The organism is Weizmannia sp. FSL K6-3076 (assembly GCF_038007245.1).
In the GTDB taxonomy this organism is placed as follows: Bacteria; Bacillota; Bacilli; order Bacillales; family Bacillaceae_C; genus Weizmannia; species Weizmannia faecalis.
In genome coordinates this window covers 1,930,364-1,954,292 of the sequence record NZ_JBBOWU010000001.1, presented here as the reverse complement: position 1 = coordinate 1,954,292, position 23,929 = coordinate 1,930,364, and the positions used below count along the sequence as shown (strand labels likewise).

The 23,929-nt window shown below is 48.6% G+C and carries 25 protein-coding genes; 20 read left to right on the top strand and 5 right to left on the bottom strand.

Annotated features, from left to right (window positions below):
• The first annotated feature begins 334 nt into the window (after positions 1-334).
• Together NSS95_RS09270 and NSS95_RS09265 are read left to right on the top strand one after the other, a co-directional pair.
• Positions 335-934, top strand: coding sequence for a TlpA family protein disulfide reductase (locus NSS95_RS09270; protein WP_035187901.1), 600 nt, complete (start codon positions 335-337; stop codon positions 932-934).
• Between the two features lie 69 nt (positions 935-1,003).
• A complete protein-coding gene (locus NSS95_RS09265) occupies positions 1,004-1,240 on the top strand; it encodes an SHOCT domain-containing protein (RefSeq protein WP_052123244.1) in 237 nt (78 codons plus the stop codon).
• Positions 1,241-1,305: 65 nt separating this feature from the next.
• Here the strand turns inward: NSS95_RS09265 and NSS95_RS09260 are convergent, their stop codons facing one another.
• Positions 1,306-1,743: an Hsp20/alpha crystallin family protein gene (locus NSS95_RS09260; RefSeq protein ID WP_035187904.1), complete on the bottom strand. Its 438-nt coding sequence runs from the start codon at positions 1,741-1,743 to the stop codon at positions 1,306-1,308.
• Positions 1,744-1,912: 169 nt separating this feature from the next.
• Between NSS95_RS09260 and NSS95_RS09255 the strand changes: the two genes are divergently transcribed.
• A complete protein-coding gene (locus NSS95_RS09255; protein ID WP_035187907.1) occupies positions 1,913-3,337 on the top strand; it encodes a multicopper oxidase family protein in 1,425 nt (474 codons plus the stop codon).
• Between the two features lie 267 nt (positions 3,338-3,604).
• On the opposite strand, the gene NSS95_RS09250 is transcribed toward NSS95_RS09255, so the two are convergent.
• Positions 3,605-4,714, bottom strand: coding sequence for a CdaR family transcriptional regulator (locus NSS95_RS09250; protein WP_035187909.1), 1,110 nt, complete (start codon positions 4,712-4,714; stop codon positions 3,605-3,607).
• Positions 4,715-4,876: 162 nt separating this feature from the next.
• Here NSS95_RS09250 and glcD point away from each other — a divergent pair, with 162 nt between their 5' ends.
• The 10 genes from glcD to NSS95_RS09200 all read left to right on the top strand — a co-directional run bounded on the left by glcD (position 4,877) and on the right by NSS95_RS09200 (position 12,935).
• Positions 4,877-6,286, top strand: a complete 1,410-nt coding sequence (gene glcD / locus NSS95_RS09245) for a glycolate oxidase subunit GlcD (RefSeq protein WP_035184558.1) — start codon at positions 4,877-4,879, stop codon at positions 6,284-6,286.
• Positions 6,283-7,623, top strand: coding sequence for a (Fe-S)-binding protein (locus NSS95_RS09240; protein WP_014097948.1), 1,341 nt, complete (start codon positions 6,283-6,285; stop codon positions 7,621-7,623). Before glcD ends, NSS95_RS09240 begins: the two co-directional genes overlap by 4 nt.
• A gap of 287 nt (positions 7,624-7,910) precedes the next feature.
• Positions 7,911-8,429, top strand: a complete 519-nt coding sequence (locus NSS95_RS09235) for a YqeG family HAD IIIA-type phosphatase (protein ID WP_017550574.1) — start codon at positions 7,911-7,913, stop codon at positions 8,427-8,429.
• A 2-nt stretch (positions 8,430-8,431) separates the two neighbouring features.
• The gene (gene yqeH / locus NSS95_RS09230) at positions 8,432-9,538 is read left to right on the top strand and encodes a ribosome biogenesis GTPase YqeH (protein ID WP_340713864.1); all 1,107 of its coding nucleotides are present in this window, start codon (positions 8,432-8,434) and stop codon (positions 9,536-9,538) included.
• Between the two features lie 33 nt (positions 9,539-9,571).
• On the top strand, positions 9,572-10,414 hold the full coding sequence (aroE, locus tag NSS95_RS09225; protein WP_061577080.1) for a shikimate dehydrogenase: 843 nt from the start codon (positions 9,572-9,574) through the stop codon (positions 10,412-10,414).
• Positions 10,408-10,698 carry a ribosome assembly RNA-binding protein YhbY gene (gene yhbY / locus NSS95_RS09220; RefSeq protein WP_017550571.1) on the top strand — a complete coding sequence of 97 codons (291 nt, stop codon included), beginning with the start codon at positions 10,408-10,410 and terminating at the stop codon, positions 10,696-10,698. The genes aroE and yhbY overlap by 7 nt, the downstream gene beginning before the upstream one ends.
• 11 nt (positions 10,699-10,709) lie before the next feature.
• A complete protein-coding gene (locus tag NSS95_RS09215; RefSeq protein ID WP_017550570.1) occupies positions 10,710-11,279 on the top strand; it encodes a nicotinate-nucleotide adenylyltransferase in 570 nt (189 codons plus the stop codon).
• Complete coding sequence (yqeK, locus tag NSS95_RS09210) at positions 11,269-11,838, top strand: bis(5'-nucleosyl)-tetraphosphatase (symmetrical) YqeK (RefSeq protein ID WP_035187915.1); 570 nt, start codon at positions 11,269-11,271, stop codon at positions 11,836-11,838. The genes NSS95_RS09215 and yqeK overlap by 11 nt, the downstream gene beginning before the upstream one ends.
• Positions 11,839-12,192: a ribosome silencing factor gene (gene rsfS, locus NSS95_RS09205; RefSeq protein WP_014097955.1), complete on the top strand. Its 354-nt coding sequence runs from the start codon at positions 11,839-11,841 to the stop codon at positions 12,190-12,192.
• On the top strand, positions 12,189-12,935 hold the full coding sequence (locus NSS95_RS09200; RefSeq protein WP_014097956.1) for a class I SAM-dependent DNA methyltransferase: 747 nt from the start codon (positions 12,189-12,191) through the stop codon (positions 12,933-12,935). The genes rsfS and NSS95_RS09200 overlap by 4 nt, the downstream gene beginning before the upstream one ends.
• An 80-nt stretch (positions 12,936-13,015) precedes the next feature.
• Here the strand turns inward: NSS95_RS09200 and comER are convergent, their stop codons facing one another.
• Entirely contained in the window at positions 13,016-13,837 is an 822-nt protein-coding gene (gene comER / locus NSS95_RS09195; RefSeq protein WP_061577079.1) for a late competence protein ComER, read from the bottom strand.
• 111 nt (positions 13,838-13,948) lie between these two features.
• Here comER and NSS95_RS09190 point away from each other — a divergent pair, with 111 nt between their 5' ends.
• The 3 genes from NSS95_RS09190 to NSS95_RS09180 are packed head-to-tail and all read left to right on the top strand — an operon-like array spanning position 13,949 to position 17,589.
• Positions 13,949-14,665, top strand: a complete 717-nt coding sequence (locus NSS95_RS09190; protein ID WP_014097958.1) for a helix-hairpin-helix domain-containing protein — start codon at positions 13,949-13,951, stop codon at positions 14,663-14,665.
• Between the two features lie 26 nt (positions 14,666-14,691).
• Positions 14,692-15,294 (top strand): ComE operon protein 2, encoded by a 603-nt coding sequence (locus NSS95_RS09185; RefSeq protein ID WP_061577078.1) that lies wholly within the window; start codon positions 14,692-14,694, stop codon positions 15,292-15,294.
• A gap of 12 nt (positions 15,295-15,306) precedes the next feature.
• Positions 15,307-17,589 (top strand): DNA internalization-related competence protein ComEC/Rec2, encoded by a 2,283-nt coding sequence (locus NSS95_RS09180; RefSeq protein ID WP_061577077.1) that lies wholly within the window; start codon positions 15,307-15,309, stop codon positions 17,587-17,589.
• 54 nt (positions 17,590-17,643) lie between these two features.
• Here the strand turns inward: NSS95_RS09180 and NSS95_RS09175 are convergent, their stop codons facing one another.
• A complete protein-coding gene (locus tag NSS95_RS09175) occupies positions 17,644-17,778 on the bottom strand; it encodes a YqzM family protein (protein WP_014097961.1) in 135 nt (44 codons plus the stop codon).
• 268 nt (positions 17,779-18,046) lie between these two features.
• On the opposite strand from NSS95_RS09175, the gene holA reads away from it, so the two are divergent.
• The gene (gene holA, locus NSS95_RS09170) at positions 18,047-19,072 is read left to right on the top strand and encodes a DNA polymerase III subunit delta (protein WP_014097962.1); all 1,026 of its coding nucleotides are present in this window, start codon (positions 18,047-18,049) and stop codon (positions 19,070-19,072) included.
• A gap of 38 nt (positions 19,073-19,110) precedes the next feature.
• Here holA and rpsT read toward each other — a convergent pair whose 3' ends face one another.
• A complete protein-coding gene (gene rpsT / locus NSS95_RS09165) occupies positions 19,111-19,371 on the bottom strand; it encodes a 30S ribosomal protein S20 (RefSeq protein ID WP_017550564.1) in 261 nt (86 codons plus the stop codon).
• 135 nt (positions 19,372-19,506) lie between these two features.
• Between rpsT and gpr the strand changes: the two genes are divergently transcribed.
• The 3 genes from gpr (at position 19,507) to lepA (ending at position 23,924) form a co-directional block, all read left to right on the top strand.
• A complete protein-coding gene (gpr, locus tag NSS95_RS09160; RefSeq protein ID WP_043052562.1) occupies positions 19,507-20,658 on the top strand; it encodes a GPR endopeptidase in 1,152 nt (383 codons plus the stop codon).
• 105 nt (positions 20,659-20,763) lie between these two features.
• Complete coding sequence (locus tag NSS95_RS09155; protein WP_014097965.1) at positions 20,764-21,966, top strand: stage II sporulation protein P; 1,203 nt, start codon at positions 20,764-20,766, stop codon at positions 21,964-21,966.
• 125 nt (positions 21,967-22,091) lie between these two features.
• The gene (gene lepA / locus NSS95_RS09150) at positions 22,092-23,924 is read left to right on the top strand and encodes a translation elongation factor 4 (protein WP_035184611.1); all 1,833 of its coding nucleotides are present in this window, start codon (positions 22,092-22,094) and stop codon (positions 23,922-23,924) included.
• Positions 23,925-23,929 lie beyond the last annotated feature (5 nt).

The window sequence follows — 23,929 nt, the reverse complement described above, 5'->3', positions numbered from 1 at the left end:
CGGTAAAAGCAGCAGGATAAAGCACCCTGCTGCTTTCTTTGCGTGGCTGTTGAGATTTCGGGATGTCCAGTTCGTTCCGGCCGCAATCGAGCAGGCTGTACAGCTAATAGATCGTTGCAACCTGTTTGGATGCCCATCTGATATCAGCCGCATACTGGTTTGCGGCAGAACGGTTCTTTGCATTTGCAATACCGGCCGGGTTCCACCTCGTTTTATAAAACGTCTTCTGTCCTCTTTTCAATTAATGGTGTTCTAGCGTTTGCTTCTATTTCATCGAAAAAAAGAATAGAAATGATAGAAAAGCACTTTAATACCCGAAAAGGAGCTGAAGTGGGTGAAGAAAATCGTGTTCCTGGCTGCCACCGTGCTTCTGGCCGCAGCCATTTTGCTTACGGCCTTAAAAAAACCGGACGATCCCGATAAAAATAAAACAACAGGGGAGGATCGGCAAACCGCCGTGAAAGCACAACCGCTATCCGGCAGCGCAGAAGCAAAAGAAGGGGAAAATGCGCCGGATTTTGCACTGACAAATCTATCGGGGAAAACGATCAAACTGTCTGATTTTAAAGGGAGAACGGTAATCTTGAATTTTTGGGCTTCCTGGTGCCCGCCGTGTAAAGCGGAGATGCCGGATATGCAGCGTTTTTATGAAAAAAACCCGAATGTCGCGGTGCTTGCTGTGAATTTAACGAATACAGAAACGAACGAGAATGCGCCGCTTGACTTTGTGAAGAAAAACGGCCTCACCTTTCAAATTCTGTTTGACATGGACGGCTCCGTCGGCACCCTTTACAAAACGGTTACCATTCCGACGACCTACTTCATTAATGCAGAAGGGACCATCACCCGTAAAGTCATCGGCCCGATGGATGAGAAAACGATGGCCGGATTTGTGGCAGAGATGCAAAAAGGGGGAAAAGGGAAGCCGGAATAGAGCAAAGATTTTTTAAGAAAAAAGTGGTACAGTTACAGTAAGGGAATGTAAAAAGGAAAGGTGCTGACTATGATGATGTACGGTGGCTATGGCATGATGGGCGTATTCGGCTTAATCGGCATGATTGCCCAGCTCGTCATCTTTGTGCTCGTGATTTTTTTGATTGTAGCGGGCATCAAAAAAGTGAGCGAATTCCGGCCGCATCAAAGGGAAGACAGAAGCCTCGACATTTTGCGGGAACGGTATGCAAAAGGGGAAATCACAGAAGAAGAATTTAAAAAAATGAAGAAAGATTTAATGGATTAAGGGAGTATCCGTCTTCTTTTTTATACAAAAAAGCGGGGGCTTGTATTCCAAGCCTCCGTTTTATATTACTGGATTTGAATCCGTTTTCCGGACGGGCCTTCTTTTGTTTTCTTCGGGATATGAATTTTCAGGACGCCGTTATCAAGGGTGGCACTGATTTCGTCTTCTTTAATATTATCTACATAAAACTTCCGGACGAATTCGCCATAGCGGCGTTCCTGCCGGATGAATTTGTGTTTTTCATCTTTGCTTTCTTCCGTTTGGTCGCGTTTTGCACGGATGGTCAGCTCATTATTGTGGACATCAATGGTAATGTCCTCTTTTGAGAAGCCCGGCAGTTCGGCCTCCACAAGATAAGCATCTTCTTTTTCCGTAATGTCAGTACGGAACGAGTTTGCGTTCGCAAAAGGCGCCAACGCATTCGGATCAAACATCTCGTTGAAGGTCTTCATCATACGTTCGAAAACATCGTCGTTTCTTCTAAACGGCATTAAATCAAACATATTCAATCCCTCCTTTACACTATTATTATACCCCACTGCGAAAAAGATGAAAACAAAGATGCCAATGCACAAAAGATGTTCACAAAATCGTCAATCCATAACGATGGATTTCCGGTGTTAAAAAACATTACAATGGTACTGAACATAAAAAAGAAAAAGCAGGGGTAGGATGAACAAGACAAAATTATGGGCTTTAATTTTAATCGTGGCCATTATAGGGATTGGCGGTGTTTTCTTTTATAATGGTTATGTGAAAAACAACACAAATCATAAAGCGACACAGCATCCGGATCTGCCCATTCCGGCCGTTTTAAAAGATACGAACCCGGATCCCTACACGGCAGATTTTACTTTAACCGCACAGCAGGGGAAAAAGGCATTTATATCCGGGAAAACAGCGGCAACGTACGGGTATAACGGCGACTATTTGGGGCCGGTCATCCGGTTGAAAACGGGCGAAAAAGTAAATATCACCGTAAAAAATACATTGCCGGAAGCAACGACGGTCCATTGGCACGGCCTCCTTGTCCCCGGTTCGGCTGACGGCGGCCCGCATGCTGCCATCCAGCCGGGCAAAACATGGAAAGCAAAGTTTACGGTGAGCCAAGAGGCTGCCACGCTCTGGTACCATCCCCATCCGATGGGAAAAACGGGCGAACAGGTATACAAAGGTCTGGCCGGTCTCATTTATGTCGATGACAAACATGCGGAAAGCCTCGATATTCCGAAAGACTACGGCAAAAATGATTTTCCACTTGTGCTGCAGGACCGCCGCTTTAACAAAAACGGCCAGCTCGTGTACAAATTAAATATGACTGATGAAATGTACGGCTTCCAGGGCACAACCGAACTGGTAAACGGCGCGGTTAAGCCGCAGTTAACGGTCAGGCGCGGCCTCGTCCGTTTCCGGATTTTAAACGGGGCAAACGGCAGGACGTACAATCTTCATCTGAGCGGCAACAAGACATTTGCGCAAATTGCATCCGACGGGGGATTCCTCAAGACGCCTGTGCAAATGAAAAAACTAACGCTTTCCCCCGGGGAACGTGCGGAAATTCTGGTTGATTTTTCAAAGATGAAAAACGGCAGTACGCTCCGGCTCCAAAACGGGAAAGAAACGCTCATGTATTTTAAAGCAAAAGGAAAGGCTAAAAAGACGTACAAAGTTCCGCAAAACCTGGCTGTGATTGAAAAAATACCGGTGCAGGAAGCGGTGAAAACGCGGAAATTTGTCATGTCCGGAATGGGCCCAAACGTCCGCATTAACGGCAAGCAAATGAAAATGGACCGGATCGATGAGACCGTTCACTTAAACACGGTTGAAATATGGGAGATCCAGAATCAATCGACTTCCATGGGCACGAAAAAAATGGTGCATCCGTTCCATATTCACGGTGTCCAGTTTCAAATTTTGAGCATCAACGGCAAAACGCCGCCTGCCAATGAACAGGGCTGGAAAGATACCGTGCTTGTCAATCCGGGCGATACCGTGAAAGTCATCATGCGGTTTCCGTTTAAAGGGATTTACATGTACCACTGCCATATCCTCGAACATGAAGACTTGGGCATGATGGGGCAGTATGAAGTGAAATAACCGAAAAAGGGCGGGGAATGTGTCCCTCTCTTTTTTGATATGATGAGAAGACGCAGGAAAACTGCACAAACAGGTTGGAAAAACGTAAGAAAGAAAGGCGGACAAGCGATATTCGATTATTTGATTAGGAATCCGCATCTCTGCAAGAAACATATATGCTGGAGCGCCTGTACAGTGGGAAAACCCGTGGATGCTTTCTGTGCGGGTTTGATTTTTATTGAAAACAGCATTCCTGCCTTTTACATCTCCCCATCTCGCTCGAACAGGTTACTCGTTTTCCTGTCCTGCCAAGTGAAGGGCGAGGGAAAACAATGCAATGCCGTCCGCTTTTTTCGGGTCAATGCCGGTTACATCGCGGATCTGTTTCAGCCTGTAATGGAGCGTATTGATATGCACATGCAGGGCAGCGGCCGTTTTTTTCAGGGACAGGTCATGAGCGAGAAAGGCCTGCAATGTTTCAAGCAGGCAAGCATGGCTATACAGTTTTCCGATCGTTCTTTGTACAAACGCATTCCGTGTATCGTCCTGCACTTCCTGGACCAAAAGATCAAGCAGCAAGTCTTCGTAAAAGACGATGCTGCCCGTTTTCTCAGCGGATGCCAAGGCTTTTTGCGCTTCTTTAAATGATTGGCGGATGACTGACGTGCCGGCTGTTTTCCCGGCACCAACCGCACACGGGGTGCCGTATTTCCGCACAAATTCATGCTGGACGGCTTCGAAACGGCTCCGGAGACCGCAGCCGCTAAACGGTGTTTCTGCACTAATCAGCAGCAGAAAAAGCCCGGGTCCCCAGCGGACAATCACATCCCGGTTGTTTTCAAATTCGGACTGGAGCAAGCGAAAAGCATCTGTTTCCACCGCTTGCGGGATTTCCGCTTTTAATAAGCAGCAAATATGCGGATTCTGCACTGGAATCCCGAGCATCATTCCGCGTTCGGCAAAATGCTGGTCATAGGCTTCAAGATTCACCCATTCGTAAAAGTAAGCCTCAAGCCCCCTTGTTTTCGACTGAATTTGTTCTGTCCGGACGGTTTCCTGGATGATAAGTTCCGTCAGTCGCCGGATCAATTCCGCATAATGTTCGACTTTTTCCGGGTTTCCCGTCACCCCGATCACTCCGATGGTCCGGCCTTCAAACCGGATCGGCATGTTGATCCCCGTCCGCACGCCTTTCATCTGCGCCACCATTTTTTCATCAATGTACAGCTTCCGGCTCGTTTGAAAAACTTTGCGCGCCCCCCTATGGACATGCCCGATCCGTTCTTTTTGCGTCGAGGCAATGATCACCCCGCTTTCATCTACAACGATGATATCCTCATCCATGACCGACTGCACTTCGTTTACGATATTTTCAGCAAGTTTTGGGTATAAAAGCATTTTGACCCACCTTTGTATAAAAATCTAAAAAACAAGCAAAAGAAACCGGTAAACTTTGTATCTTTCTCTATATCATTCTCCATGATTTAGATTTATCATAAAAAGAAACAGAAAACAATCTATTGACGGTATCAATGATCAAAAAGAACGGGGGAATGTTTCATGATCGAAACCGGGGCCAAAGAAAAACTGATTCAAGTCGTCGGCCGGGAAAATTACGACGACACGCAGGCGGGCCGGCTTGTATATTCATATGACGCCAGCCCGCAATTCCAGGTGATGCCGGATGCGGTTGTCGCGCCGCGCAATAAAGCAGAAGTGCAGGCGGTTGTGAAGCTTTGCAATGAATACCGGATTCCGGTCGTCCCGCGCGGATCCGGCTCCAACCTTTGCGCCGGCACATGCCCGGTGGAAGGGGGGATTGTGCTCCTTTTCAAGCATATGAACCGCATCCTCGAGATTGACGAAGAGAATCTGACGGTGACGGTTGAGCCCGGTGTGATCACGCTCGATATGATCAAAGCGGTGGAAGCAAAGGGGCTGTTTTACCCGCCGGACCCGAGTTCGATGAAGATTTCGACCATTGGTGGCAATATCAACGAAAATTCCGGTGGGTTGCGCGGATTGAAATACGGGGTGACCCGCGATTATGTGCTGGCGCTTGAAGCCGTGCTTGCAAATGGCGAGGTCATCCGCACCGGCGGAAAACTGGCAAAAGATGTAGCCGGCTACGATTTGACGCGGCTTTTGGTCGGTTCGGAAGGGACGCTCGCTGTCATTACGGAAGCGACATTGAAACTTGTGCCGATGCCGGAAGCGAAAAAGACGATGCTTGCGCTTTACCAGGATATTGAAGCGTGCGCACAAACGGTCTCCGATATTATTGCGAACCGGATCATCCCGGCAACGCTTGAATTTTTGGACCAGCCGACACTGCAGGCAGTCGAAGCTTTTGCGCATATCGGGCTGCCGACTAATGTCAAGGCAGTGCTTTTGATCGAGCAGGACGGCCCGCAGGAAGTGGTGGAACGCGACATTGAAAAGATTGCGGACATTTGCCGCAAGCAGCATGCAGTCGATGTAAAGGTGGCAGCTTCCCCGGAGCATGCGGAAGCGCTCATGACGGCAAGACGGAGCGCATTAAGCGCACTCGCCCGTCTGAAGCCGACAACAATTTTGGAAGATGCGACCGTGCCGCGTTCTGAAGTCGCAAAGATGGTAGTGGCGATCAATGAAATCGCTGAAAAATACGGGCTTCATATCGGAACATTCGGCCATGCGGGGGACGGGAATCTGCACCCGACCTGTCTTGCTGATATCCGCGATCAGGACGAAATGGAGCGGGTTGAAAAAGCGTTTGCGGAAATTTTTCAAAAAGCGATTGAACTGGGCGGCACGATTACCGGCGAACATGGCGTCGGGATGGCTAAAGCGCCGTACCTTGAATGGAAACTCGGGAAACCGGGCATTAGCGTCATGAATGCGATCAAAAATGCGCTGGACCCGAACCATATTTTAAATCCCGGCAAAGTCTTTGCCAAAGAAACGGATCGAGTGGTGATGGAAAAATGATAACACAAGAACAGCAAAAAGAAATCCAGCAGAAATTCAGGGATAGAATGGACGAAGACCAGCTTTTAAACTGCATGCGCTGCGGCTTTTGCTTACCGTCTTGCCCGACCTATATTGAATCGGGGTTCAAAGAATCGCACTCGCCGCGCGGCCGGATTGCATTGATGAAAGCCGTTGTGGACGGCGTTATCGAACCGGATGAAGATGTGGAGCGCTCTTTGGACCTGTGCCTCGGTTGCCGGGCTTGCGAAGCGGTATGCCCGCCCGGCGTCCAATACGGGCATCTTTTGGAAGAAGCGCGCGATATTATTCAGCAATCGAAGAAAAAGAAGCAGTCTCTGCCGGTAAAAGTGATCCGAAAAGCGGTCTTTGAAGAATTGTTTCCGCACCAGAACCGGATGCGTGCTTTAACAGGCCTGATCGGCTTTTACCAGCGAAGCGGCTTGCAAAAAGCGGCGCATGCGACAGGCGCTTTAAAACTTTTGCCAAAAAATCTATCGTCTATGGAAAAAGTGCTGCCAAACATCCCAAAATGGAAGGAAATGAAACAGCGCCCGGAACATCTGATGCCAAAAGCAGAAGTAAAAAAACGCGTTGCCTTTTTTACCGGCTGCCTGATGGATACGATGTTCATGGAGACCAATGATGCGACAATGAAACTATTGCAGCTTGCCGGCTGTGAGGTTGTCATTCCGCAGGACCAGGTATGCTGCGGGGCGCTGCACGGCCACGGCGGCGAAAAAGAGATGGCAAAAGACCTTGCCCGCCGCAATATCAAGGCTTTTGAAGATTTGCACGCCGATTATATTATTACGAATGCCGGTGGTTGCGGCGCCTATTTAATCGATTATGGCCATTTGTTAAAAGACGATCCGGAATGGGCGGAACGGGCCGCGGCATTTTCAAGCAAAATAAAAGATATCTCTGCTATCCTCGTAGAACTGGGCTTCCATAAACGGAAACTCAGCCTCCCGGAACAAGTGGTGACGTACCAGGATTCATGCCATTTGCGCAATGTGATGAAGACCTCTTCTGCCCCGCGCCTGCTCCTTGACGCGATCGAAAATGTGGAATTCCGGGAAATGAAGGAAGCGGACCATTGCTGCGGGTCGGCCGGCATTTACAATATTGTCGAGTCGGAGATGTCCATGCAAATTTTGGATCATAAAATGGAAAACGCAAAAGCAACACATGCCACAACCATTGTGACCGCCAATCCGGGCTGCCTGCTGCAAATGAAACTCGGGATCGAACGGGCTGGTTTAAGCGGAAAAGTCCGCGCTGTCCATATCGCCGACTTGCTGATCGAAGCGATTGGGGAAAAAGTGCCGGTATAAAGCGCAAAGTTTTTTAGCGGACCGGGCATAGCGACCTTGCGATTTACCCATGGAGTCGAACCGAACTGTTAGAAAGCAATCAAAACCGCTGAGCGTACCCTGCCCGGCGGTTTTTCCTGTTTTTCCGGCTTTCGGGGAACTGGGTATTGCTATCAGTTGAATCTTTTGCAAAAATTGTTATGATAAAAGAAACTTGAATGAAGCATATTCGGGACAATATACGCATAAACGGGCGGATAAGCTTGCATCTTGTGGACAGAACGGTAAAATGAATGGAGTGTCACGGATTGATCTTGAAAAATTTTTTGCCGGATCGGCAAGTGAAATCGGTGTTGTCAATCAGGCCGGAAGAATTAAAAAAGCATGGCATTAGAGCCATCATCACCGATTTGGACAATACATTGGTCGAATGGGACAGGCCGAGTGCGCCGCCAAAACTGGTCCAATGGTTCCAAGACATGCAGGAACATCATATCAAAATCACGATTGTTTCCAATAATAATGAAATGAGGGTCAAAACATTCGCGGACCCGCTTGGCATCCCGTTTCTTTTCAGAGCGAGAAAACCGCTTGGCAAAGCGTTTCGTAAGGCGCTTGCCATCATGAACGTGAAAAAGGAAGAAACTGTCGTGATCGGCGACCAGCTTTTGACCGATGTGCTCGGTGGCAATAGAAGCGGTTTTTATACGATTCTCGTCGTTCCGGTTGCGCAATCAGACGGATTTGCGACAAAACTCAACCGGATGATTGAACGCCGGATTATGGGTTGGTTCAGGAAAAAAGGTTATTTGACTTGGGAGGATTGAATTTGGAAAAACAAGCTGTCCATTGTATCGGCTGCGGGGCACTCATCCAGACGGAAGATCCGGATGAGGCAGGTTACGCGCCAAAATCTGCGCTGGAAAAAGAGCAGGTCATTTGCCAGCGCTGTTTCAGATTGAAACATTACAATGAAGTGCAGGACGTGCCGCTTACAGACGATGATTTTTTAAAAATTTTAAACCGGCTCGGGCAAGTGGATGCGCTTGTTGTAAAAATTGTCGATATTTTTGATTTCAACGGGTCCTGGCTGCCGGGATTTCACCGTTTCGCGGGCAAAAACCCGGTTCTTTTAATCGGCAATAAAGAGGATCTCCTGCCAAAATCGGTGAAAAGAGCGAAAATGGCCAACTGGATGAAGCAGCAGGCGAAAGAACTCGGGCTCCGTCCGGTTGATGTGCTGCTTGTGAGCGCAGCAAAGGGGCACGGCATGGATGAAGCGATGGTTGCCATCGAACAGTACCGGAACGGGAAAGATGTGTATGTTGCCGGCTGTACGAATGTTGGGAAATCCACTTTTATCAATCGCATTATACGGCAGGCAACAGGGGAAAAAGATGTCATCACTACATCTTATTTTCCGGGGACGACGCTGGATATGATCGGCATCCCGCTTGATGACGGGACCTCTCTTTATGACACGCCGGGGATCATCAACCACCACCAGATGGCGCATTTCGTCGGGAAGAACGAATTAAAGGTGATTACGCCGAAAAAAGAAATCAAGCCGACCGTATTCCAGCTGAACGAGCAGCAGACGCTGTTTTTCGGCGGTCTTGCACGGCTTGATTATATAAAGGGCGGCAGACGTTCATTTGTCTGCTATGTTTCAAATGCTTTAAAGATTCACCGTACAAAACTTGAAAATGCGGATGATTTGTATGCGCGCCAGCTCGGGGAACTGCTCCAGCCGCCGGGAAAAGCGGAAGCCGCGGATTTCCCGGCGCTCGTTCGCCATGAATTTTCCATTAAAGAAGGAAAGACGGATATTATTTTTTCCGGGCTTGGCTGGGTGACGGTCAACGAACCGGGCGCCGTTGTCGCGGCCTATGTGCCAAAGGGTGTTCAGGTCATGCTGCGCCAGTCGTTGATCTGAAAAAGGTTCTGTTTTTAACGGGGAGTGAGAAATGTGCGCGATTTATATGGGGTGATCGGTGACCCGATTGCCCATTCGCTGTCGCCTGCGATGCACAATGAAGTATTCCGGGCACTCGGGATTGATGCAGACTATCATGCTTTCCATGTCACGCCGGAAAATCTGGAAGCCGCCGTAAACGGCATGAAAGCAATCGGCGTGGCCGGATTTAATGTGACCATTCCGCATAAGCAGGCGATCATGCCCTATTTGGATGAGATTGACTTGCTTGCGGAAACGATCGGTGCGGTGAATACCGTTGTCCGCACTCCACACGGATGGGCCGGGTATAATACAGACGGCCCGGGGTTTATGCAGGCGCTGAAAGAAGAAAGCGGTCGGGTGATTTCCGGGGAAAAAGTGCTTGTCATCGGCGCGGGCGGTGCGGCAAGAGCGATTTATTATACGCTATGCCGGGAAGGGGCAGTAACCGTTGATCTGTGCAACCGCACGGTAAAAAAAGCGGAAGAAATGCGGGACGAAAGCCCTTTTCCGTGCCCGTCAAAGGTGCTTACGCTTAAAGAAGCGGAAGAACAGCTGGGAGAATATACGCTGATTGTGCAGACGACATCGATCGGCATGCATCCAAATACAGACGCACAGCCGCTTTCCGTCCGCAATTTAAATCCAGATGCGTTTGTATCTGATATTATATACAATCCGTTTGAAACGAAATTTTTAAACGAAGCAAAAAAACGCGGCGCCCGGGTGCAAAACGGCCTCGGCATGTTTATTTACCAGGGGGCTATTGCGTTTGAAAAATGGACCGGTGTGAAGCCGGATACCAGGAAAATGAAAAACGTCGTTGAAAGCATTCTAGGAGGAAACTCATGTTAACAGGTAAACAAAAACGTTTTTTGCGGGCAAAAGCCCACCATTTGAGCCCGATTTTTCAGGTCGGAAAAGGCGGGGTCAATGAAAATATGGTCAAACAGGTGCAGGAGGCGCTTGAAGCGCGGGAACTGATCAAAATCAGCGTCCTGCAAAACTGCGATGAAGATAAAGATACTGTTGCCGCAGCGCTTGCAGAAGGGGCGCGTGCGGAACTCGTGCAAATCATCGGCAATACGATTGTCCTTTATAAAGAATCGAAAAACCATAAAGAGATTGTTTTGCCTTAAGGGTGGGCGGCATGAAAAGAGTGGGTATTTTAGGGGGGACGTTCGACCCTCCGCATATTGGTCATTTGATTATCGCGAACGAAATTTTGCAGGATCTGAAACTTGACGAAGTCCGTTTTATGCCAAACCAGGACCCGCCCCATAAAGAAAAAACGGCCGGCATCACTGGCCATGACCGAATCAAAATGCTCACGCTTGCCATTTCGGGGCAGCCGGCATTTTCGATTGAGGGAATAGAGATGGAGAGGCCCGGCCGCTCCTACACCTATGACACAATGGTGCTGCTTAAAAAGCGGGAACCTGATACGGACTTTTATTTTATCATTGGCGCGGATATGATCGAATACTTGCCGAAATGGCGGAATATCGACCAACTCGTTCGGCTCGTCCGCTTTGTCGGCGTCAACCGGCCGGCATATTCGCACCAGACCAAGTATCCTGTCCAATTTGTTGAAATTCCGGAAATTCATATTTCCTCGTCACTGATCCGTGAACGTCTGCAAAAAAATCGGTCGGTAAAATATTTAATTCCGGATGCAGTGTGGGAATATATAAAGGAGCATCATTTATATGGAACGTGAGAAAGCATTGGAACTTGTCAAAGCACAGCTGACGGAGCGCCGTTACATCCATACGCTCGGTGTTGCTGAAAGCGCCGTCCGGCTGGCGAAAAAATATCATGCTGATCAGAAAAAAGCCGAACTTGCGGCGATTTTTCATGATTATGCAAAATTCCGCCCGAAAGAGGAAATGAAACAAATCATCCTCGACCAGAAAATGGACGAACGGCTGCTTTCTTTTCATCATGAATTATGGCATGCCCCTGTTGGCGCTTATTTGGTGGAAAAAGAAGCCGGCGTCACGGACCGGGAAGTGCTCGATGCCATCAAGTACCATACATCAGGCAGGGCTGGAATGGCGTTGCTTGAAAAAATTGTATATCTGGCTGATTATATTGAACCCGGCCGGAATTTTCCGGGTGTCGAAGAAGCAAGGCGGCTTGCGGCCAAAGATCTCGATGAAGCAGTATTGTATGCAGCCGGGCATACCATTACATTTTTAATTGGCCGGAATCAGCCCGTTTTTCCGGATACGATTGCGTTATACAATGATTTAGTGATGAAGAAAGAAGGGGAGTAAATGGACAATCAGACGTTATTAAAAACAGTCGTAAAAGCTTGCGATGATAAACGTGCGGAAGACATCGTCGTCCTCGATATGCGCGGGATTTCATTGATTGCGGATTATTTCCTGATCTGCAATGGGAATTCCGATAAACAAATTCAGGCGATCGCCCGTGAAGTGAAAGAAAAAGCGGAAGAAGCAGGAACTGCGGTCAGGCGCATGGAAGGGTTTGAAGAGGGAAAATGGGTGCTGATTGACCTTGGGGATATTGTCGCCCATATTTTTAACCGTGATGAACGGAATTACTATAATTTGGAAAGGCTTTGGGGAGACGCACCGACTGTTAGTGCGGAGAGCGTCTTGCAATGAGCTACGAAAATTTCGCCTACGTATATGATGCGTTGATGGAAGATGCCCCCTATCCGCAATGGCTGCAGTGGGTGAAGCAGCAAAGGGAGCGGCATGGTGTCAAAGGAAGGCGCATGCTCGATCTTGCCTGCGGTACCGGTGAACTGTCACTGCTGCTTGCACGGGAAGGTTTTGAAGTAACGGGCGTTGATTTATCGGAAGACATGCTTACAGTCGCGAGCGGAAAAGCACTGGCTGAAGGGGCACACCTCACTTTCCTGCAGCAGGATATGCGCGCGCTTTGCGGCCTGCATGATTTTGATATGGTCACGATTTTTTGTGATTCTCTGAACTATTTGGAAACGGAAACAGAGGTCAAAGAAACGTTCCGGCATGTGCATGCAGCCCTGAAGGCCGGGGGAATGTTTTTGTTTGACGTGCATTCCGTTTATAAAACAGATGTGTTATTCCCTCATCACACTTTTGCCGATAACGGGGATGAGGTTTCCTATATCTGGAACTGCTTTCCGGGTGAGCGCCCGCATGCCGTTGAACATGATCTCAGTTTTTTCGTATATGATGAGAAATCCGGCTTGTATGAACGTTTTGATGAATTACATAAACAGCGGACGTTTCCGGTTGCTGATTATGAAAACTGGCTTACGGAATCGGGCTTCCATGTTATGCCGCCCGCTGCTGATTTTACAGAAGAAGCGCCCGGCCCAAAAAGTGAAAGGATATTTTTTACGTGCATCAAACGATAAAAGCATTCTGCCTACGCAGAATGCTTTTTTTGAAAAAAATTTAAAAAAGAAGCAGGAATAAACAGAAAGATGTCGAAATATCATGGTGTGCCGAATTGCCCGGCCACCGCGTCCGTATCCTCCTTAAATTTCTCATGCGTCGCTTCAAACAGTTTTTCGAATAAGCCATCCGTCCCTTTTTCAAGCACCTTTAATCCTTCGCCGGTGATACCGCCTTTTACCGTCACTTTTTCCTGCAGGGCAGGTAGCGTATAAATTTGCTGCTTCAGCAGTTCCCCCAGGCCGATCAACATCTCAGCCGTTAATATGCAAGCGGTGTCGCTGTCAATCTTTGTTTTGTTGACGGCTCCTTCTATCATTTTTTGTGCCAAAAAACTGAAAAAAGCAGGACCGCAGCTGACCAAATCCGATGCCACTCTCGTGATTTGCTGGTCAACTTCAACCGGGGTGGATATTTTGGAGAACAATGTTTTTAATTTTCCCTGCCACTCGCTTGTGCACTGGCTGCCAAATGTCAGCAACACCGCACCGGCAGCTGCCCTGTTTGTAATGCTCGGGATGGCTCTTGCGCACGAGCAGGGAACCATTGTGGCGAGCTGCCCGACTGTAACCGGGCTTGTAATGCTGACAAGGCACTGATCATTCCGGAAGGCGCCCCCAGCCTTCTCTAGAATGCCGTGCATCTCAAGCGGTTTTACACACAGCAAAATTAAGTCGCTCTCCAAAATAGTATTTTCTATATTTTTAACCTGCATCCCGGGATACTTGTTTGCAAGTTTTGCGGCTTTTTCAGGTGTGCGATTTGTGATCCGGAATTGTGCAGGCGTAACGGCTTTTGTTTCTATCAAAGCTTCAATTAACATGCTACCCATATTTCCCGTTCCGATCACGCCAATGTTCATGCTGGCTTCCCCTCCTCAAGCCGCCGATCTTTCAGCGCCCGGTACAATATATGTACAAATTCAGGCGATTATGTATCCAAAAACAAAATGGAAAAAAAGAGGTGAACGTCTTTGAAAACGTTGTTTCTCAAATACCGCTGGCATGCAGCTGCGGCTGTGGCAGCCATTACGATTGCAATCTTTTACTATTTTAGCCAAAATGGAGGTATGGACACTGCTTCCGGGGCTTACCAGCAACCCGAAACGGCCGTGCAGTCCGGACAGCCTGCGGAGGGCGGGACAGATGTGCAAAATCAAAACGGGACCCAAAATACCGCACAAACGCAAGCCCCGGCCCAAACGCAGAACGCTGCCGAAGTTTACGTGGATGTAAAAGGCGCGGTGAAGCATCCCGGCATCTACAAAGCAGAAGCGGATGACCGGGTCTATGACCTCATTCAGGAAGCAGGGGGCTTTAATGAAAACGCCGACCGGAATCAGGTCAATCTCGCGCAGAAAGTAAAAGATGAAATGGTGATTGAGGTGCCGAAAAAAGGCGAAAAAGCGGCTTCTGCCCAAACTGCCACGGCGGCTGCCGGAATTTCTGCGCCCGCTTCCTCTTCTTCCGGGACGGCGGCAAGCGGTGAAGCGGCCGCACAGGTCAATATCAATACGGCCGACCAGACCCAGCTTGAAACGCTTCCGGGCATCGGGCCGTCAAAAGCTGCGGCCATTATCGAATACCGGGAGAAAAACGGCCCTTTTCAAAAACCGGAAGATTTGAAAAATGTGTCGGGGATTGGGGACCAGACTTTTGCGAAAATCGAAAATTCCATCACTTTACAGTAATCACATGAGCAGAAAGGAAGAGAAAAATGGACCGGATTTCCTGGAACCAGTATTTTTTGGCGCAAAGCCATTTATTATCCTGGCGGAGCACTTGTTCAAGGCTTGCGGTTGGGGCGACGATCGTCAGGGATAAAAGAATTATCGCAGGCGGCTACAACGGATCGATCGCGGGGGACGAACACTGCATTGACAAAGGCTGCTACGTGATTGATGGACATTGCGTGCGGACCATCCACGCGGAGATGAATGCGATTTTGCAATGTGCAAAGTTCGGGGTGGCAACAAACGGCGCGGATCTTTATGTGACTCATTACCCGTGCCTGCACTGTACGAAAGCAATTATTCAGGCAGGGATTCAAAACGTGTACTATGCCCAAGATTACCGGGTACATCCGTATGCAAAGGAGCTTTTTGAAAAAGCGGGGGTGCATGTCGAACATGTCCCGTTCCATCCGGAAACGCTCGATATCCGGGCGAAAGAAAAAGCCAAACTGGTGGAGAAATTATTCATGATTGCAAAGGACCACGGGGCGGAAGCGGCAGAACTGGAGGAATTGCAGCAAATGGCGGCGGCATTATTTGCAGGCACTTATCAAGAAATGGAAACGGGATCCGTTCCGAAAGCGTAACACGGTGATGGTGTGAAAGGCAACTGGCTGTTCGCCGCGCTCGCCACGTTAAGCGGCATCCTGATTGGCCTTCACGCGCCGCTGCTTCTGGTTCTTTCGGCCCATTTGGTTTGGATCCGGATTTTCCTGGCCCGAAACCGGCCTTTGCTCCTTTTGTCCGCTGTTTTTTACGGGTTGGGGTTTTTGAGCGGTACCTTTCAGACAGTTGCGTATGATACAAAGTTTCATGCCGGCAGTGCCCGGACGCCCGTCCGCTTCAGCGATTATCCGCGTATCGACGGGAACGCGATCAAGGGAAAGGCGGAAACCGGGAAAGAAACGTTTATGTTAACGTATTACGCTGGGAACGAAGCAGAACTGGAATCTTTGAAACAAATCTTATCCCCCGGAACGGTTTGCATGGCTCAAGGGGAACTGGAAGCCCCTGAGCCAAACCGCAACCCGTCTACATTTAACTACCGCACCTATTTGGCTCATCAGCATATCCGCTGGATTTTAAAAGCGGACCGGCTTTCCGCGTGCAACAGCCCGCCCCAGCATCTGCTCGGTTTCTTGAAAAAAATCCGCCACCACTTCCTGCTTCAAATTCAAAAAACATTTCCGGAAAAATCCGTACCGTATGCAGAAGCGCTTTTGTTTGGCGAGCAAACAGACTTTGATGACGATGTTTACCAGCTGTACCAGCGGCTTGGCGTCGTCCATCTGCTTGCCATTTCCGGGCTTCACGTGCAGCTCGTTGCCGGGTTTTGCTACTATTTGTTCATCCGGCTCGGGATGACAAGGGAACGTGCCGCCGTTTGTTTACTGGGGGTGATGCCGGTTTATGCGGTATTATGCGGCATGAACCCGCCAGTTGTCCGGTCGGCGGCGATGACGATGCTGCTTGTGCTGGCTGGGCAAAAAAAACTGCCAATCGGGCCGCTCGATGCTTTGTCCATCTGTTTCATTTTGTATGGGTTAAAAAATGCAAATATTGTGTATAATATCGGATTCCAGCTCTCTTTTGCCGTTTGCGCCGCACTGCTTCTTTCAGGGCCTCTTTTAGAGCGGTTCCGGGGCCCGTTGCAAAAAGGGCTCGCAATCTCGTTCATTTCCCAGCTTGCGGCCCTCCCCATCCTTTCTTATTCATTTTACGCGTTTTCTATTGCGGGGCTTGTTGCCAATCTTTTTTATGTGCCGCTTTATACGTATGTTTTGCTCCCGCTTGCTGCGCTTGCCTTTGTTTCAGAATGGGCGCCGCCGCTGTTTTCCATCTTTGCCACGTGTTTTGACGGGCTTGTAACGCTGTCGGAAAAAACGGGGGAAGCGTTCGACGGCCGCTGGTCCACGCTCGTTACCGGGAGGCCGCCATACTGGGGATTGATCCTGATGACAGGTGCGGGATTTTATGGTTTGGTGGCGATGGAAAACGGCAAGAAAACGATCCGGGCTGTCCTGCCACTTTTTTCTGTGCTTTTGCTCCTCCTTGCGGCAAACAGATATCCGCTTTTCGGTAAAATCACCTTTATTGACGTCGGGCAGGGGGATAGTATTTTAATCCGGCTGCCGCTTTCAAGGGGGACGTATTTGATTGACACAGGAGGGACCGTCCAGTTTCCGAAACCGGCATGGAAAAAAAGGGAGCATCCGTTTGAAACCGGCAAAGATATTGTGGTGCCATTTCTAAAAAGCCAGGGGATTACAACGATTGATAAGCTGATTTTAACGCACAGCGACGAGGACCATATTGGCGGCGCAACGGCGGTGATCACGTCTCTCCGCGTCAAAGAAATCGATATCTCGCCTCATTCATGGGAAAAACCGCTGATGCAGAAGGTGCTCGCTTGTGCCCGACAGAAAAAAATCCCGGTATATGAAATGAAAAGTGGGAACGGATGGCAAAACAAATCGGGCGTATTTCAATATCTTTCGCCGTTTGACGAAACGTATGAGGGGAATAATGACTCGCTTGTCCTTTATGCGAAAACAGGGGGAAAGACGTGGCTGTTTACCGGAGACCTTGAGCAGGAAGGAGAAGAAAAACTCGTGGCGGCTTATCCGGATATCCACATTGACGTACTAAAAGCCGGGCATCACGGCAGCAAAACTTCGACAAGCGAAACGCTCATCCAAAAGTATCATCCGCGGATCGCCGTCATTTCTGTCGGAAAGCATAACCGTTTCGGGCATCCATCTCCGGAAGTGGTCAAACGGCTCAGCGAAAACGGGGTATTCATATTCCGGACGGATGAGGACGGGGCGGTGCAATACCGCTTTTTCAAAGAAAAGGGAACCTTTTCTACCGTCCTCCCATAATATACATTAATTAAGGAACCGTCCGGAATGGCTCCGGCACTGCCCGGAGCGGGGCTATCTGCCAATGATGTCTGCTGCGGTGGCAATGATAAATATCAGCGCAAAAAACAAAAAAGAGATCAGAAAACCTGCTCCGGCATCGGCAACATCGTTCGTTTTTGACTGGACATCCTGCTCGAATTCATTCATCCAAATCCCTCCCTGTTTTTTGATTATATGATAATTTCAGAACGATTTCCACCGTTTTGGATGGAGTTGTCATTCATAGATATCCGGCTGCGTGTGACAATAAGGGTACGGGTCCACCGTTAACGGAAAAGCTTCCCGGGACTGTTCCGTTAACGTTTATATAGATAAAGGGGATTTTACGGATCCCCTTTTCCATTTGTTTTCTACTTGCAACCATGCGCCCGTTCTCTTAACATAGGGAGTAAGAAAGGTTTGGGAGCGGAACAGAATGGATGAATTATGGAAAAAGATTGAACGCGGGCAATTTTCCCCGCTTTATTTATTGTACGGCGCAGAAGATTATTTCATTCAAAAAACGAAACAAAAGTTGCTGGATCATGCGCTCACTCCGGAAGAGGCAGATTTTAATTATGCTTCGTATGACCTGGAGGAAGTGCCGGTCGAGACAGCGGTCGAAGATGCGGAGACATTCCCTTTTATGGGGGAGAGGCGGCTCGTGATTGCGCACCATCCGTTTTTTTTGACTGCTGAAAAGCAAAAACAGAAAGTGGAACACCAGCTGGACAAGCTGGAAGCATACGTGAAATCTCCCGCCCCTTACACGGTTTTTGTGCTGGTTGCGCCTTATGAAAAACTGGATGAACGGAAAAAACTGGTGAAATTGATCAAAAAGCAGGCCGCAACTTTCCAGGCAAAAAAATTAAATGAAAGGGAGCTTGAAGGGTGGCTTGTTTCCCGCGCCGCTGAAGAAGGCTGCCGGATTGACAGGAAGGCTGCGGAACACTTGATTTCGCTTGCCGGAACCAATATGATTGCGCTCGATCATGAAATAAACAAGCTGGCCCTGTATGCCGGAAGCGGTAATGAAATTACAGATGGAATGGTGGAATTGCTGACGGCACGGTCGCTTGAGCAAAATGTATTTGAACTTGTCGAAAAAGTGGTTCACCGCCGCATTGATGAGGCGCTCCGGATCTATTATGACCTTTTAAAGCTCAATGAAGAGCCGATTAAAATATTGGCGCTCCTTGCCGGCCAGTTCCGGCTCATCTACCAGACGAAAGAGTTGGCAAGGCGCGGCTACGGCCAGCAGCAAATCGCGTCTTATTTAAAAGTGCATCCATACAGAGTAAAACTGGCGGCGGGGCAGGCGGGGCTTTTTTCCGCGGATGAACTGAACCGGATCATGGCGCTGCTTGCCGATAGCGACTACCAGATGAAATCGGGCGGGCTGAAAAAAGAAATGATCATTGAAATGTTTTTGTTTCAACTGCATGAAATGAAGGCAAAATAAAAAAGACGCGGATTGCGCGTCTTTTTTATTTTGGTGCGTTACGCCTGTTCGGATAATTTTTTCATCAGGCGTGATTTTTGGCGGCTTGCCGCATTTTTATGGATAAGGCCTTTAGATGCAGCTTTATCAAGGCGTTTCACCGCATCGACTAAAAGTGCTTTTGCGTTTTCGTCGTTGTTTTCAACCGCCGCTTCAAACTTTTTCACTGCCGTACGCATGGCGGATTTTGCCGCTGTATTTTGAGCATAGTTTTTTTCGTTCACTTTTACGCGTTTAATCGCAGATTTAATGTTTGGCACCCGTTTCACCTCCTACGAGCAAACTTAGTTTGGCTCGTCCACTTTCACTTTAGAACAAATGATATTGTAACAAATGGAAGACAAGATTGCAATACATACAGCCGGAATTTGCACAAAACGAATGGTCTGGCTGGAATGGGGAAAAACAAGGATAAAGGAAACGGCCAAAAGGAGGAAGAAGAACAAATGGATCTCAGTGTTTATTCCGTCCGCACAGATTTAGCGATTGAAGCGCGTGATCTTGCAGTGGAAGAGAAAGTGAAGAACCGGGAAAGCGAAGAACTGGAAGGCGTAACGGTGGAAGAACGGACCGTAAACGATATAAAGGTGACGACGGTTCAAATTTCCAAAAAAGGGGAAAAAGTCATCGGAAAAAAGGCCGGGAATTATTTGACGATTGAAATGCAGGGCATCCGCAGCGGGGATATGGACATCCAGCAAAAGGTGGAAGAATTGTTTGCACTTGAGTTTAATCAATATTTGAAACATTTAAATATTGGTCCGGAGGCGAGCTGCCTTGTTGTCGGGCTCGGCAACTGGAATGTGACGCCTGATGCGCTCGGCCCGCTTGTTTGCGAAAAAGTGCTCGTCACCCGCCATCTGTTTAAAATCGAGCCGGAAAATGTTGAATCGCGCTACAGGCCGGTGAGTGCGCTTGCCCCGGGGGTTATGGGGCTGACCGGAATCGAAACGAGCGATATTATATTCGGCGTCAGTGAAAAATCGAAACCGGATTTTATTATTGTCGTCGATGCACTCGCATCCCGTTCGCTGGAAAGGGTGAATGCCACGATCCAGATCTCGGATACAGGCATTCAACCGGGATCCGGTGTCGGCAACAAGCGGAAAGAATTGTCGAAAGAAACGCTCGGTGTGCCGGTAATTGCGATCGGCGTTCCGACAGTGGTGGACGCCGTGACGATTACGAGCGACGCGATCGATTTTCTTTTAAAACATTTTGGCAAAGAAATGAAAGAATCAGGCCGGCCTTCACGGGCGCTTGCACCGGCAGGGCTTTCGTTCGGGGAAAAGCGGAGGCTAACGGAAGAAGATCTGCCGGGAAGTGAAGCACGGAAAATGTTTATGGGAATTGTCGGCAATCTGGATGAACAGGAAAAGCGGAAACTGATTCACGAAGTGCTCGCGCCGCTCGGCCATAACTTAATGGTGACGCCAAAAGAAGTGGACATTTTTATGGAAGATATGGCAAATCTTCTGGCGAGCGGGCTAAATGCGGCGCTCCACCCCCATGTGAACCAGGAAAATACCGGTTTTAAGACGAGGTAAGTTGCAGGCGCTCCGCCATAGCCCGAGGGCGCCCCCGCTTTTCGGTGTTCTATTCTTCCATGAGATTCATAGAATGTAATAGAATCGATTGGAAAGGGTGGGACGATGAAAAGCGGCAGGCATTCCAGCCATTTTTTTATATTGAATCTGACCAGTGTGATACGCCTAATCTCTATAATCATCCTGTCCCTCGTGCTTGTTGTCATCTTAATTGGCACATTGACGTCGTTGAAGCCGGGATACCGGGTTTCCTCTTCGGCTGTCAATGAAGCCGCAAAGCATCTTTCAAGCAAAACATTGTACAAGTACCTGCTGTCGGACAGCCAGCTGCTTGTACACCATTTTCCGGATACGGACGAGCGGCCGGTCGGAAATCTCGTGTTTGAAATGCTCACCAACATCCGCTTTGAAGACCCGCGCAGCTTTCTCGGGCGTGAACTGCCGGGATTTGAAATCTTTGACAGCAAAATCCTTGTTGCCGGAGACGGCGCTGACTATACGAATATGCCGATTGAATCCGTCCCGCCTGACAGCGCCTTGCAATCGAAAGATCCGGCCACACAAAATACGGAAAAAATCGAGGAAAATGGCGGATCGGACGATGCAAAACAGCGGCCCGGGCGGACAACGGGCGGCAAGAAACGGGTGTTGATTTATTTTACCCATACACATGAATCCTATCTGCCGTATTTAAAAGGCGTCACGAATCCCGACCTTGCCCAGCATTCGAAGATCAACGTAACAAAAGTCGGGGCGAGGCTCGCGCAGGATCTCGAGGACAAGGGAATTGGCGCAGAGGCGAATACGACTGATGTGTTGAAGCTACTTGAGAAAAACCATATGCAGTATTACCAGTCTTACCAAGGATCGCGCACCGTCGTCGAATCGGCGATGAAAAACGACCGCGACCTTCAATATTTTATTGACATCCACCGCGATTCGAGAAGAAAAAAAGATACGACCGTTACCATCAATGGAAAATCGTATGCAAAAATTGCTTTTGTGATCGGCGGGGAAAACCCGAACTGGGAAAAGAATGCAAAGCTGGCTGAGGATTTGCATAACTTGATCAAAAAGAAGTATAAAAACCTGTCAAGGGGTGTCATTTTGAAGAAAGGGGCGTCAACCAACGGAAAATTCAACCAGGATTTATCGGGAAATGCTTTTCTCATTGAAGTCGGCGGCGTGGATAATACTTTTGAAGAAATGTACCGGACGATGGATGTTTTTGCCGATGTGTTCGCTGGGTATTACTGGCAGGCGGACAGTGTAAACGGCGCCGGGAGCGGACAATCAGGAAACCGTTAGCCGTCTGAACAGGCGGTTCTTTTTTTGGCGAGGCGCGGCTGATCATTTTTCGTTGAAGTCGCGCTTTCCTGCTGATATAATCAGAAATAGTGTACATGTGCCGAATACAGGAGTGAAGGTAAATGATGAACCGTGAAGAAAAATTAGACAGGCAGAGGAGGATCCGCAACTTTTCCATTATTGCCCATATCGACCATGGCAAATCGACTTTGGCCGACCGCATTCTGGAAAAGACCCATGCGCTGAGCGAGCGCGAAATGAAGGACCAGCTCCTCGATTCGATGGAACTGGAACGGGAACGCGGAATTACGATCAAATTAAATGCCGTCCGGCTGAACTATAAAGCAAATGACGGGGAAGAATACATTTTCCATTTGATTGATACCCCGGGACATGTAGACTTTACATACGAAGTGTCACGCAGCCTTGCCGCCTGTGAAGGAGCGGTGCTCGTTGTCGATGCCGCGCAAGGGGTCGAGGCGCAAACGCTTGCAAATGTTTATCTTGCATTGGATAACAATCTTGAAATTATCCCGGTCATCAATAAAATTGACCTGCCTTCCGCCGATCCGGAACGCGTCCAGCAGGAAATAGAGGATGTGATCGGCCTTGATGCATCGGAAGCCGTTCTTGCTTCCGCTAAAGCCGGGATCGGGATTGAAGATATTCTTGAACAGGTTGTCGAAAAAGTACCGGCGCCTGAGGGGGATCCGGATGCCCCGCTGAAGGCGCTTATTTTTGACTCGCTGTATGATTCGTACCGCGGCGTGATTGCCTATATCCGTGTAATGGAAGGCTCTGTCAAAGTCGGGGATAAGATTAAACTGATGTCAACCGGCAAGGAATTTGAAGTGACAGCGCTTGGCGTAAGCACCCCGAAACCGTTGTACATAGACGAATTAACTGTCGGCGATGTCGGATTTTTAACGGCATCGATTAAAAATGTAAAAGACACGCGCGTCGGCGATACGATTACAAGCGCTGAAAATCCTGCAAAAGAGGCGCTTCCCGGTTACCGGCGGATGAATCCGATGGTTTACTGCGGCCTGTACCCGGTAGACAGCGCGAAATTCAATGATTTGCGGGATGCCCTTGAAAAGCTGGAGTTAAATGATTCGTCGCTGCAATATGAGCCGGAAACATCGCAGGCGCTCGGTTTTGGTTTCCGTTGCGGTTTTCTCGGGCTCCTGCATATGGAAATCATCCAAGAACGGCTTGAACGCGAATTCAACATTGAACTGATTACGACCGCGCCAAGCGTCATTTATAAAACTAAACTGACGGACGGCAGTGAAGTGACAGTTGATAATCCGGCGAATTTGCCGGAACCGCAGAAAATCGAATATATCGAAGAGCCGTACGTGCGCGCGTCCATTATGGTTCCGAACGATTATGTCGGCGCAGTGATGGAAATTGCCCAGGCAAAACGCGGCAATTTTATCGATATGCAGTACCTCGATGATATCCGTGTCAATGTCATTTATGAAATCCCGCTCTCTGAGATTGTATACGACTTTTTTGACCAGCTGAAATCGAGTACAAAAGGGTATGCTTCCTTTGATTACGAATTGATCGGCTACAAACAGTCCAATCTCGTAAAAATGGATATTTTACTGAATGGGGAAAAAGTGGACGCCCTTAGTTTCATCGTCCACCGCGACTTTGCGTACGAGCGCGGCAAGACGATTGTCGAAAGATTAAAAGAACTCATCCCGCGTCAGCAGTTTGAAGTGCCAGTACAGGCGGCAGTCGGCCAGAAAATTATTGCGCGTTCCAATATTAAAGCATTGCGCAAAAACGTGCTTTCAAAATGTTACGGCGGGGACATTTCCCGGAAACGGAAACTGCTTGAAAAGCAAAAAGAAGGTAAGAAAAGGATGAAGCAGGTCGGTTCTGTTGAAATCCCGCAGGAAGCGTTTATGGCTGTGCTGAAAATGGACGAGACCCCGAAAAAATAACCGGG